At 49.2% G+C, this 12,482-nt stretch carries 9 protein-coding genes; 4 read left to right on the top strand and 5 right to left on the bottom strand.

What is annotated here, in order from left to right:
• Nucleotides 1-177: 177 nt before the first annotated feature.
• Both rfbA and rfbC read left to right on the top strand, forming a co-directional pair.
• Complete coding sequence (rfbA, locus tag MKX70_RS08630; protein WP_340839904.1) at nucleotides 178-1,056, top strand: glucose-1-phosphate thymidylyltransferase RfbA; 879 nt, start codon at nucleotides 178-180, stop codon at nucleotides 1,054-1,056.
• 20 nt (nucleotides 1,057-1,076) lie between these two features.
• Complete coding sequence (gene rfbC / locus MKX70_RS08625) at nucleotides 1,077-1,631, top strand: dTDP-4-dehydrorhamnose 3,5-epimerase (RefSeq protein ID WP_340839903.1); 555 nt, start codon at nucleotides 1,077-1,079, stop codon at nucleotides 1,629-1,631.
• A gap of 112 nt (nucleotides 1,632-1,743) precedes the next feature.
• Here rfbC and MKX70_RS08620 read toward each other — a convergent pair whose 3' ends face one another.
• The 3 genes from MKX70_RS08620 to MKX70_RS08610 form a co-directional block, all read right to left on the bottom strand.
• Complete coding sequence (locus tag MKX70_RS08620; protein ID WP_340839902.1) at nucleotides 1,744-3,714, bottom strand: copper amine oxidase N-terminal domain-containing protein; 1,971 nt, start codon at nucleotides 3,712-3,714, stop codon at nucleotides 1,744-1,746.
• Nucleotides 3,695-4,840 carry a S1C family serine protease gene (locus MKX70_RS08615; protein WP_340839901.1) on the bottom strand — a complete coding sequence of 382 codons (1,146 nt, stop codon included), beginning with the start codon at nucleotides 4,838-4,840 and terminating at the stop codon, nucleotides 3,695-3,697. Before MKX70_RS08615 ends, MKX70_RS08620 begins: the two co-directional genes overlap by 20 nt.
• A gap of 127 nt (nucleotides 4,841-4,967) precedes the next feature.
• Nucleotides 4,968-5,177, bottom strand: a complete 210-nt coding sequence (locus MKX70_RS08610) for a DUF2759 family protein (RefSeq protein ID WP_039307102.1) — start codon at nucleotides 5,175-5,177, stop codon at nucleotides 4,968-4,970.
• A gap of 424 nt (nucleotides 5,178-5,601) precedes the next feature.
• Here MKX70_RS08610 and MKX70_RS08605 point away from each other — a divergent pair, with 424 nt between their 5' ends.
• Both MKX70_RS08605 and MKX70_RS08600 read left to right on the top strand, forming a co-directional pair.
• Nucleotides 5,602-5,841, top strand: coding sequence for a DUF3977 family protein (locus MKX70_RS08605; RefSeq protein WP_340841636.1), 240 nt, complete (start codon nucleotides 5,602-5,604; stop codon nucleotides 5,839-5,841).
• 196 nt (nucleotides 5,842-6,037) lie between these two features.
• The gene (locus MKX70_RS08600; protein WP_042240113.1) at nucleotides 6,038-6,850 is read left to right on the top strand and encodes a hypothetical protein; all 813 of its coding nucleotides are present in this window, start codon (nucleotides 6,038-6,040) and stop codon (nucleotides 6,848-6,850) included.
• Between the two features lie 218 nt (nucleotides 6,851-7,068).
• Here MKX70_RS08600 and uvrA read toward each other — a convergent pair whose 3' ends face one another.
• Nucleotides 7,069-9,945: an excinuclease ABC subunit UvrA gene (gene uvrA / locus MKX70_RS08595; RefSeq protein WP_042240115.1), complete on the bottom strand. Its 2,877-nt coding sequence runs from the start codon at nucleotides 9,943-9,945 to the stop codon at nucleotides 7,069-7,071.
• Between the two features lie 483 nt (nucleotides 9,946-10,428).
• Nucleotides 10,429-12,420, bottom strand: a complete 1,992-nt coding sequence (uvrB, locus tag MKX70_RS08590) for an excinuclease ABC subunit UvrB (RefSeq protein ID WP_042140176.1) — start codon at nucleotides 12,418-12,420, stop codon at nucleotides 10,429-10,431.
• Nucleotides 12,421-12,482 lie beyond the last annotated feature (62 nt).

Here is a 12,482-nt window from a genome sequence, read left to right as displayed (position 1 = left end):
ATAGAAACACTTGGATGAATTTTCAACTTTAAAATATCTTTATACAAGCCTGCATTCTTGCTTTAATAGACAAAGCAAGAATAACCAGCGTAAAATATGAATGGAAAAGAATAAATACGCAAAAGATCTCACTGTTCCCAAAATTTATATGTAGCAAAAGGAGAGTTGAAAATAGTTATGAAAGGCATAATTCTTGCGGGAGGAAGCGGGACCCGCCTTTATCCTCTCACAATGGTGACCAGCAAACAGTTATTGCCGGTCTATGACAAACCAATGATTTATTATCCTCTGTCTACGCTGATGCTGGCAGGTATCAAAGAGATTCTTATCATTTCTACCGCTGAGGATACACCACGGTTCGAGCATTTACTCGGCGATGGCTCCCAGTTCGGAATTTCGCTGCAGTACATTGTCCAGCCGAGCCCGGACGGATTGGCACAGGCTTTCATTCTGGGAGAATCGTTCATCGGGGAAGATTCTGTAGCTATGATTCTCGGAGATAATATATACTACGGGAATGGCATGACCAAAATCTTGAAAGAAGCTGCCGGAAAGGAAAGTGGGGCAACCGTCTTTGGCTACCACGTGCCCGATCCCGAACGCTTTGGGGTGGTGGAATTTGACGAAGATGGCAAGGTTCTAAGCGTTGAAGAAAAACCGGAGCATCCTAAATCCAATTATGCTGTTACCGGTCTGTATTTCTATGATAATCGGGTGGTTTCTTTAGCTAAAGAAGTGAAGCCATCGCATCGTGGAGAATTGGAAATCACCTCGATCAATGAGGCCTACCTGAAGCTGGGAGAACTGGATGTCGCCTTGCTTGGTCGCGGGTTCACTTGGCTGGATACCGGAACTCATCAGAGTCTGGTTGATGCCACCAATTTCGTTAGAACGATTGAAGATCACCAAGGCATTAAAATCTCTGCACCTGAAGAAATTGCTTATATTAACGGTTGGATTACAAAGGAACATCTGCTGGAATGCGGGCATAAGCTGAGCAAGACCGGCTATGGACAATATCTGATCAAAGTTGCTACTGGTAAAATCCAATTTTAATACTAGAAAGAGTGAATAAGATGAAGATTACCAAAACCAATCTTGAAGATGTTCTCGTTGTCGAACCGGCAGTCTTTGGAGACCACCGCGGCTGGTTCATGGAAACCTACAGCGAGGCTAAATTTCAGGAACAAAACATCAATTATCAGTTCGTTCAGGACAATCAATCTTATTCAGCTGTAAAGGGAACCCTGCGGGGACTTCATTTTCAATTAAATCCAAAGGCGCAGACCAAGCTTGTCCGCTGCACACGCGGATCCATTTTTGATGTGGCTGTGGATATCCGTCAAGGCAGTCCTTCTTACGGCAAGTGGTTCGGAATTGAACTTACAGCCGAGAACAAGAAGCAACTTCTGATCCCTAAAGGCTTTGCCCACGGTTTCATGACGCTAACTGAGGATGTAGAAGTCCAATACAAATGCGACGAGTTGTATGCACCTGAATGCGACGGCGGAATTCTGTGGAATGACCCTGATATCGCCATTGAGTGGCCGATTGATGTTATACCAGTGCTGTCTGTTAAAGATGAGAACGCACCGCAGTTAAAAGACGTTAAACTTAATTTTGTATATTAAATACTGAATCCATTCTAAAATTCAACAAAAATAACGCCCCGGCTCATCGTTAGCCTAGGGCGTTATTTTCTGTTCTTTAGTTTCTTGTCAAAGGACTACCATAAATTTACGTCTAGCCCATTCCCCCTACTTCCCCCCACCCAAACGACCCCAGCACCCTCTCCAACACCGCCTGCAGGCTGGCTGTTGCATTGGCATCGTTCAGCGTGACGGTGATCGTGTAGACCACATCATTTTTGCCGAAAATGATGTTTCGCGTGCTCACAGGGATACTGTTCTTGGTCTGCTGTACGGTGAGAATTGTGGCAGGCACTCCCGCAAAGGTGGTTTCCTCCACACTTTTCACCTGCGGCCCTTTCGGGTCTTTTTTGGTATTCTGGTAATAGCTCTGCAGCTGGCTGACGGCATATTCCATGGTAACATCCGGACTGGCGTAGATCTGGAACCGTCCGCCGGTGAAGCGGTATTCCACGGTCTGGCTCTCAAAAACATCCTGATATGGCGTCCATAGGCGCGGAATATCAATGCTGTAGCCGTAAGCTTTGGAGCTCTTAGGGATCGACTTTGTGCTGAGCAGCGCGTAATCATCGGTTTCCAGACGGCCAAAGTTCTCCTTGATCTGCCCAAAATCAATATCGATGGAGTTTAGCACATCTGTGAACCGCGCCTTGTCACCATCCTGTCCCGATGCCGTCCGGTATTCAAAATAATAGCGATAGCCGTTCTTCAGCAGCAGAATTTGATATTCCGTACTCCAGCCGTTGCCTGGATTGAGTCCGATTTCATTGATCAATACCGGCTCACCGGAGACTTTGCCTGCAATGCCGTTCTTCAGGGTATAGGCTTCGGTCACATAGGTGTCACGCAGCTGCGACTCCAGTTCCCGGCTCCAGCTCTCGAGCGTTGAGCCCGCAGGGGCGGAGCTCACTTTTACACGCAGATAACTTCCCTGTTTGCTCTCATACAATAAATGCTGGTCATCCACACTCCAGTCTGCCGGCACCAGCAGCGAGATTCCGTAGTCTTCGTTATATCCTTCGCGCAGCCCGTTTGTGACTGTGGAGAGATCACGGATGCTTTTGTCGGAAGAATTATAGGAAGGTTGGAATGAGTCCAGCAGCACGGCATACTGATCCAGATCCTTATAGTTCACCGCGTTATCATCCGTCAGATAAATTTCATACAGCCTGCCGTCAGCATAATATTGCCTGCCCTCCCATAGCGCTCCGCTGGAATCCTTGCTGACTATCCGGGCGTAAGGAACCTTGGCTTCAGGCACGACCTCCCGGTCAAGTACAGTCTCTCCGCCCTCCTCCGATGACCGCACCAGATTCTCCAGCAACCCTTCCGGATCAAGCAGCACCTCCTGCGGTGAAGCATGGACCTCCAGATAATAATCATTCTCTGCACTCATAAAAGTCGCTACATTCTCATTCCCACCGCTGTCACCCACGACAAGTCCGGGAGGATAATTCATGCTCCATTCAAAATAACTGTTGCCGATCCGGGTCTTGCCGACATCACTGTCGATGCCGCTCTCCGGTTCTGCTGCCGCTTCCTTCTCCGAAGGAGTAAGTGTAACCAGCAATCCCCCGCCATCTGCCGCAGTAATCCGCGCACCGAGCACTCCGGTCACGAACCGCAGGGGCACCATCAGCACACCGGAAACCATACGCGGCGGCGCAGCAAGCTTAATTTTGACGCCATCCTTCCAGGCAGTGGTACTGCCTATCGTCATCGCTCCGGTATGCGGACCGTACATCAGCTTCACTACATTGTCACCTTCAAGAGAGACTGTGCTGCCGAATGCTTTTTTGAAAATCCCCAGCGGTACCATGACCGCCCCGCTCTCCGTAAAAGGTTTCTGAATCAATATCGGTTCGCCGTTAACCTTTGCAGATGTACTGCCTACTTTGAGGCTTAGCTTTAGAATCGGAGTTTCTGCCGCATAGGCATTCATACCAGGAAATACAGCTAGCAGCAAAAGCACTACCAGCATGACAGACAGTCCACGGAGTATATAACCCATCCCCAATCGCGGCGTTCCTGCTTCTGCAAGCCTTCTACTCTTCCGCCTGATCATCGCCATCCCCCTCCGCCTCTTCCGTATTCACCAATGGATCACCTTGGCCCAGAACAAGGCTTCTGGCGACGATATCGCCGTCACTTTGCATGAGCAGCTTGACCACTGCACCCGGTTTGTATTGCTTGAACCATTCATTAATGTCCACAAGTGACGTGACCCGGTGGCCGTCTATCGCATACAGCGCATCTCCCTCGGCAATTCCTGCCTTTCGTGCTTCTGCAGTGGCCACCTTCGTAACCGTTAAAGGCTCCTGCGTAGGCAGCCCCACAATGACGGGCCAGCTCTCCTCCAGCTCCACCCCGAGACTCGGACGCCGGACCTCCCCGTATTTAAGGAGCTGATTCATAATGTACTGTACCGTATCTGCGGGGATGGAGAACCCCATATTCTCTACACCTACTGCTGCGTATTTTAAGCTGTTGATTCCAAGGACCTCACCCTTCATGCTGACCAGCGGCCCCCCGCTATTGCCTGGGTTAATCGCCGTATCGCTCTGAATAAGCCGGTAAGCCGCATCCACCGAACGATTGAGACCGCTGATCACGCCCACGGTAGCCGAATTTCTGAGTGAGAAGGATATCGGTGTCCCAATTGCTATAACCTTGTCTCCCACCTGCAGACCCGCTGAGGTACTGGCGAATGTTGCAGGCTTCAGGGATTTGGCCTTGATTTTGATCAGTGCAAGATCACTGAACTCATCCATATATGTATCTGTGATGTTATAGCTTGTACCGTCAGAGGTAACCACTACCGCATTTTGCAGCCCCGTCATGACATGCGCATTGGTAATGATCCACCCGTCCGCTTTGACAATAATTCCTGAGCCGTGTGTCAGATTGTAACGGTCATCCGGGCCTCCAGATTCAACACTGGCTTTGCCGATAATGCCCACGACCGATGGCGACACCGCGCGGATAATTTGCGGAACCGGATCCACTGCGGGTTTAGCCACTTGCTCCTTGTTCACAGGTTTGACTCCGCCTACTTGTCCAGCCGTTACAGGACCTGGCCCTCCGTACACTGCACCAAATGCTGACAGCGGATTACCCGTGAATCCCGATAATAACAACCCGCACAACAGCACAACCCCACTCCGGGCAACTGCATTCTTTCCCCCGTTCATCGCCTTCCCCCTTTCTCCTGTAGAGCTGATTCCTTTATCATTTAAAAAAAGACGCCTTTAGGCTCGCCGGGTGGCGGATAAAGGTGTCTTTGAAAGACCTTGCTTCTGAAGTTAGTTGTGCCTGAACTTAGCTGAACCAATTCATAATCATTGCATAATCAGAGACTGCAAAAACCAGCAGGCTCACCACTCCGAAGCCGATTGCAAATTTGTTCTTCTGCGGAGCTTTCAATAGCCGGACCACACCGATAAGAATCAGGATCGTGAATAGAATCATAAATACATCGAAGGTATGAAATGTAGACGGTTCTTGCGCGGCAGCTTCTGCAAGCAGCATGGCAATCCCTCCCTGAAAGTGTTGTCAAGCAAGTTCATCTAATCCATATCACCTTCTATGTTATCGCTACCATTTCAGTGACGCAATAGAAATTGTCTAAAAATTATGTATTTGTCATAAAAAATATTTCCAAAGCCGGAAATCAGCTGAAATACAGAGATATTTATCATTGACCATTTGTTGTGATATGTGATTTTCAAGGAGCTGATTCCTATTGCAACGCAAACAGCCTCTGCTATCTATTCAACGCAAAACCCTCTCTTTGAATCTTACTGCGGACATGCTGTAGTTATGCCTGTTCTGCTTCGCTGCCGCCAGCTTAATTTTTGTCTGCACACATGAAATCGCATGCCACAACCCTCACTGTAAAACTCCGGACGACGATGTTATGATCAGTCATGCAGAACTGGAGGTGCCCGCCGGCTTGAAATACATCGAATTCGGATTAGGAAACAGATGGCTGATACGGACTGAAATTGAGATGCCTGATGGTACAGAGACCGAAGCACGGGGAATTATCGGGCCTGTTAAATGCCGTTCCCTGTATATAAGAGTCTGGATCAGAAGAACGGTATGGATTCTGGATTCACAGGACGGCTTCAAGAAAGCCACAAAACCGCGCAATCAATTCAAAGTGATCTTTGGTATCCGTAGTGAGTTGTAGTAGTGGGTCTTATTGATCCCCTCAGACAATTATTTACCCACCATACGCTTCTTACCCGTCTGAGGTACAACAACTTATAACCTAGAATGAGCGTAAAGACTACTCATCTACTACTTTTTATGAAAATATTGCTAAAGTGATGGTTATTTTATACAATTAAATCAAATTATACATCCAATTTGTAGGAGAGATTTATTTGAAAAAAGTATTCATTTTTATGTTTGTTATTACATCTTTATTTTCTTTTTCTAATAGCACCAGCAGTAATGACCTAAAGGCTAAATCAATTCAAATGAATAAGTTTTTCCGTGCCTGGCAAGGCGTAGGAGCTGACAAGAAATATATCTATGTGACTTCAGATAGGGATACGAAATTTTCTCTTTCAAATACAATATCTGTGTATGATGTTTCAGGGAAATATGTAGTAGAAAAACAGTCTGCTTATACCGGTAAAGATAAACAAGGTCGTTTCATGTCTTTTGGAGATTGTTTTGTATCCAATAGTTTTTTGTATGCTACAGTCTATAATTTCAATTCAGCACCGCCTATAAATAAGCGCATTAGCCGTGTTGTAAAATACAGTCTACCAGACTTAAAACTGATAGAAGAGTATGATATCGGACAGGGTACAGCAGAATCATTAGCGACCTACAAAGGGTCTTTCTGGGTAGTGTATCACGATAGAAATGAAGTCAAGCGTTTTGATAGTAAATTTAGATATCAGGCTACCTATCCACTGTCTGCGAAATTTGGCGGCGAGGGAGGATATCAAGGCATATTTTTTAAAGATAACGAACTTTATGGTAACCTGCATGGTTCCAATCAAAATGGTAAGGAATATGCCCAAGGATTGGATCATTACAAATTTAACGGCAATACTTTTGAATTTATAGAAAGGATTAAAGTCCCTACTTATGGAGCAGGTCAGGGTGTTGAAAAGGTAGAGAATAAAGTCTATTGGGTCGATCGACCAGCAAATAAGATTATTATTACAAATGAATTTTTATAATAATTACTGGCAGGAATACGTCTTTATCTTGCCCTCGAATCATAAAGGATAAATTCGATTCCATGGGAATTACTGGAACGCAATACTAAAATAGGCGCATGCCTACCACTACACAGGACTTCCACCCTAGAGATTACAACCATAATAAGCGTAAAAAAACAGCCCCTGCCCCACCTCGCAGTGGACCATGGGCTATTTAAGCTTGTAGCTTCCTCCGGTTACACCGTATCAGAGGTCTGAAGTTCAAGCGCCTGAGTGCGTTCGGTGTCGCGGATGAGGACTGGCTTCAGATACCGGCCTGTGTAGGATTCCTCGACCGTAATCAGCTTTTCCGGCGTTCCGGTCGCAAGCACTGTTCCTCCTCCGCTTCCGCCTTCCGGCCCCATATCAATAATATAGTCAGCAGTCTTGATTACATCGAGGTTATGCTCAATGACCAGGACCGATTCACCAGAATCCACCAGACGGTGCAGCACCTCAAGCAGACGGCCAATGTCATCTACATGCAGGCCGGTTGTCGGCTCATCCAGAATGTACAGCGTCTTGCCGGTACTCCGGCGGTACAGCTCGGAAGCCAGCTTCACGCGCTGCGCTTCACCACCGGACAGGGTTGTCCCCGGCTGGCCGATGTTGATATAGCCCAGACCCACATCAAGTAGCGTCTGCATTTTGCGGTGGATACGCGGGATATTCTTGAAGAATTCCGTTGCATCCTCGACGGTCATCTCCAATACATCGGAGATACTCTTGCCTTTATATTTCACTTCCAGCGTTTCGCGGTTATACCGTTTGCCCTTGCAGACTTCACAAGGCACATACACATCCGGCAGGAAGTGCATTTCAATCTTGATAATCCCGTCTCCCCGGCAAGCCTCACAGCGGCCGCCCTTCACATTGAAGCTGAAGCGCCCCTTCTGGAAGCCGCGTACCTTAGCCTCATTGGTCTTGGAGAACAAATCGCGGATATCATCGAACACGCCTGTATACGTGGCCGGATTGGAGCGTGGTGTACGTCCGATCGGGGACTGGTCAATCTCAATTACTTTATCCAGATTCTCCAGACCGCGGATTTCTTTATGCACACCGGGACGGACCTTGACGGCCTTGTTGAGCTGGCGTGCCAGGCTCTTATAGAGAATTTCGTTAATAAGCGAAGATTTGCCGGAACCGGATACTCCGGTTACTGCTGTAAAGACACCAAGCGGAATCTTCACATTTACATTCTTCAGATTATTCTCTTTAGCCCCGCGAATCTCTATCCAGCGCTCATTATCGGTAGGCCGGCGTGTCGAGGTAACAGGGATAAATTTGCGTCCGCTTAAGTATTCACCAGTCAGGGAGTTCGGATCGTCCATAATCTCCTGAGGTGTACCTTGAGCAATTACCTGTCCGCCATGTATTCCGGCACCGGGACCAATATCGATAATATAGTCGGCAGCCATCATAGTATCCTCATCATGCTCAACGACGATCAGAGTGTTGCCCAGGTCGCGCATATGAGCCAGCGTAGCAATCAGCCGGTCATTATCCCGCTGATGAAGCCCTATGCTCGGCTCATCCAGAATATACAGGACACCCATCAGACTGGAGCCAATCTGTGTAGCCAGCCTGATCCGCTGCGCTTCACCGCCGGATAACGAGCCCGCTGCGCGGCTAAGGGTCAGATAGTTCAGCCCTACATTTACAAGGAATCCTAAGCGGCTGCTGATTTCCTTAAGAATCAGGTTAGCGATGGCCGTTTCTTTCTCACTGAGCTTGAGATTCTCGAAGAAGTCCAGACAATCTCCGATCGAAAGATCCGTAACATCGGCAACATTCTGCTGATTAATCGTCACAGCCAGAATCTCTTTCTTGAGTCTTTTGCCTTTGCAGACATGGCATGGCTTGGCGCTCATGAAGCCTTCGATAAACTCACGGATGCCTTCGGAGGCAGTATCGCGGTAACGGCGCTCCAGATTCGGGATGATCCCTTCAAAAGCAACAAGTGCATCCTTGCGCTGGCCAAAGTCGTTCTCATAACGGAAGCGGATCTTCTCGCTGCCCGTTCCGTGCAGCAGCTTGGCCATATGCTCCGGCGACAGGCTGCTGACAGGAACATTCTGCGGAATTTTGAAATGCTCACATACCGACTTCAGGAACTGCGGATAGTAGTTCGATGTACTGCCTGTCCAGGCTAAGAATGCACCTTCTTCGATGGACTTTTCCGCATCCGGGATCAACAGATCCGGATCGACTACCATCTTCACACCAAGCCCGTCACATTCCGTGCAGGCACCAAACGGGCTGTTGAACGAGAACATACGCGGAGCAAGCTCTTCTATACTGAACCCGCAGATTGGGCAGGCAAAGCTTGCGCTGAATAAAAGCTCTTCCTGGCCCATCACATCGACCAGAATCTGACCGCCCGACAGCTTCAGTGCAGTCTCCAATGAATCGGTAAGACGGGTCTCTATATCATCCTTAATGACAATCCGGTCAACAACGACTTCAATTGTATGCTTCTTATTCTTCTCCAGTACAATATCTTCCGTAACTTCGCGAAGCTCACCGTCAACACGCACACGAACGAAGCCTTGCTTGGAGATATCCGTGAACAAGCCTTTATGTTCACCCTTACGGCCAGAAATCACAGGGGCCAGAATCTGCAGGCGGGTCTTCTCCGGGTATTGCATAATCCGGTCCACCATCTGTTCAACAGTCTGTGATGTAATCTCTATACCATGATCCGGACAATGGGGATGCCCTACCCGGGCAAACAGCAGCCGCAGATAGTCATAAATTTCTGTAACCGTACCTACGGTCGAACGCGGGTTACGGCTTGTGGTCTTCTGGTCAATCGATATTGCCGGGGATAGCCCGTCAATGGAATCCACATCCGGCTTCTCCATCTGACCCAGGAACTGGCGGGCATAGGCAGACAGCGATTCAACGTAACGGCGCTGGCCCTCAGCATAAATCGTGTCAAATGCCAAAGATGATTTACCCGAGCCGCTCAGTCCCGTCAGCACGACGAAGCGGTCACGCGGAATCGTTACGTCGATGTTCTTGAGATTATGTGCCCTTGCACCCTTGATTATTATACTTTCGTTCGCCAACGGTACCTCTCCTTTATAAAAACCTATTAAAATGGAAAAACATTTAGCAAAATATTTTCGATCCCTCCCAAACCCTCCCTTCCAAGGGAGGGCCCCAAGGGTTGCACCCTCTGGACACCCGCAAGCTCGGCGGAAAGAGTTAGGACTGGGATGGAATCGGCTACTGGGGCAATAGGAGCGCTAGTCCCTACGGGACCGCTATACTATAGGCGCAGGATAGGGCTCGCGGTATGCTGCAGCGGGCCGACAACCGCTGTTCCTGCGGAATGCGCGAACTGCAGCTGTTCCTTCGGAATGCGCTAAGTGCGTAACTGCAGGCTGTCCCTACGGGATGCGTAAACTGCAGCTGTTCCTTCGGAATGCGCTAAGTGCTTAACTACAGGCTGTCCCTACGGGATGCGCGAAGGGCAATCTATCTTCAAAAAGAACGGCCAGTGAAGCGCCGTTCCGTGATCATTAAGTGTAAGTGCTGGCGGGGCCAGCTTACTCGGCCCGCAGTTCAAGCAACGCATCACGCAGCTCGGCGGCGCGTTCGAATTGCAGGTTCTTGGCCGCGTCCTTCATCTCGGCCTCCAGACGCTGCATCAGGCTCTGCTTCTCTTTCTTATTCAGCTTGCCGCCGGCGCCGGTGAGATAATCGGCCTTCGACTCGGCCACTTTGGTGGCCTCGATGATGTCACGCACTTTCTTGTTGATTGTCGTAGGCGTGATGCCGTGCTTCTCATTATGGGCAATCTGAATTTCACGGCGGCGCTGGGTTTCGCTCATCGCCTTCTCCATGGAATCCGTAATGCGGTCGCCGTACAGAATGACACGTCCATCAGAGTTACGGGCCGCCCGGCCGATCGTCTGAATGAGCGAACGCTCGGAGCGGAGGAAGCCTTCCTTGTCAGCATCGAGGATGGCGACAAGGGAGACCTCCGGCAGGTCAAGACCTTCTCTTAACAAGTTAATGCCCACCAGTACATGAAACGTACCGAGCCGGAGATCCCGCAGGATGGCCATCCGCTCCAGCGTCTTGATATCAGAGTGCATATAACGCACCTTAATCCCGATTTCCTTGAAGTAATCGGTCAGATCCTCAGACATCTTCTTCGTAAGTGTTGTAACGAGCACACGCTCATCACGCTCTACACGGTCACGGATTTCGCTGATCAGATCATCGATCTGGCCCTCTGTAGGGCGTACTTCGATGATCGGGTCCAGCAGGCCGGTAGGACGGATAATCTGCTGCACCATAGTATCGCAGTGCTCCATTTCGTATGGTCCCGGTGTAGCAGACACATATACAATCTGGTTCACTTTCTCTTCGAATTCCTCGAACTGCAGCGGACGGTTATCCAGCGCGGACGGCAGGCGGAAGCCATGCTCCACCAATACTGTCTTACGCGCACGGTCACCATTGTACATAGCCCGGATCTGCGGCAGCGTTGCATGGGACTCATCAATAACAATCAGCATATCATCCGGGAAGTAATCCATTAAGGTATATGGAGTCGCTCCCGGCTCACGGAAGGTAAGCGGGCCGGAATAGTTCTCGATACCGGAGCAGAAGCCTACTTCCTTCATCATCTCAATATCATACCGCGTCCGCTGCTCCAGGCGCTGGGCTTCCAGCAGCTTGCCCGCATCACGAAGCACGGCCAGCCGTTCCTCAAGCTCCCGCTCAATGTTGATAATAGCTACACGCATTGTTTCTTCCTGGGTAACAAAGTGCGAAGCCGGGAAGATCGCGATATGATCGCGCTCGCCAATCAGCTCTCCTGTGAGAACATCAATCTCCGTAATGCGCTCTATCTCATCCCCGAACAGCTCCACACGAATCGCATGCTCCCCCTGTGAAGCCGGGAAGATCTCAACCACATCGCCGCGTACCCGGAACGTCCCGCGTACGAAGTTAATGTCATTACGCTGGTACTGGATCTCCACGAGCCTGCTCAGAATCTGATTGCGCGGCTTCTCCATCCCTACCCGCAGTGTCAGCAGCATACTTCCGTATTCCTGCGGCGAACCGAGACCGTAAATGCAGGACACACTCGCAACAATAATAACGTCACGCCGTTCGAACAGCGAACTGGTGGCGGAGTGCCGGAGCTTGTCAATTTCTTCATTTATGCTGGAATCTTTCTCTATGAAGGTATCGGAGGAAGGAATGTACGCCTCAGGCTGGTAGTAATCGTAGTAACTGACGAAGTAGTCAACGGAATTGTTCGGGAAAAATTCTTTGAACTCACTTGCCAGCTGCGCAGCAAGCGTCTTGTTGTGCGCAATAACTAGCGTCGGGCGGTTCAGTTTGGAAATCACTTGTGCGATGGTAAAGGTCTTGCCTGTACCTGTCGCTCCCAGCAGCGTCTGGTGCTTCTTGCCCTGCCGGATGCCGTCCAATAATTCTTCTATGGCATGAGGCTGATCGCCCTGGGGTGTATACTCGGACTCCAGTTCAAATGTCTTTGTACTGACGACAATATCACTCATTTGCCCGTCTCCCCTCTATCGTCTAAAATATGAATATATTATAATTGTGGCCCTAATGATTC

Origin of the sequence: Paenibacillus sp. FSL R7-0312, from assembly GCF_038004445.1 — a bacterium.
Lineage (GTDB): Bacteria > Bacillota > Bacilli > Paenibacillales > Paenibacillaceae > Paenibacillus_AQ.
The sequence above is the reverse complement of the archived record's forward strand: the minus strand, read 5'-3'. Positions and strand labels throughout refer to the sequence as shown.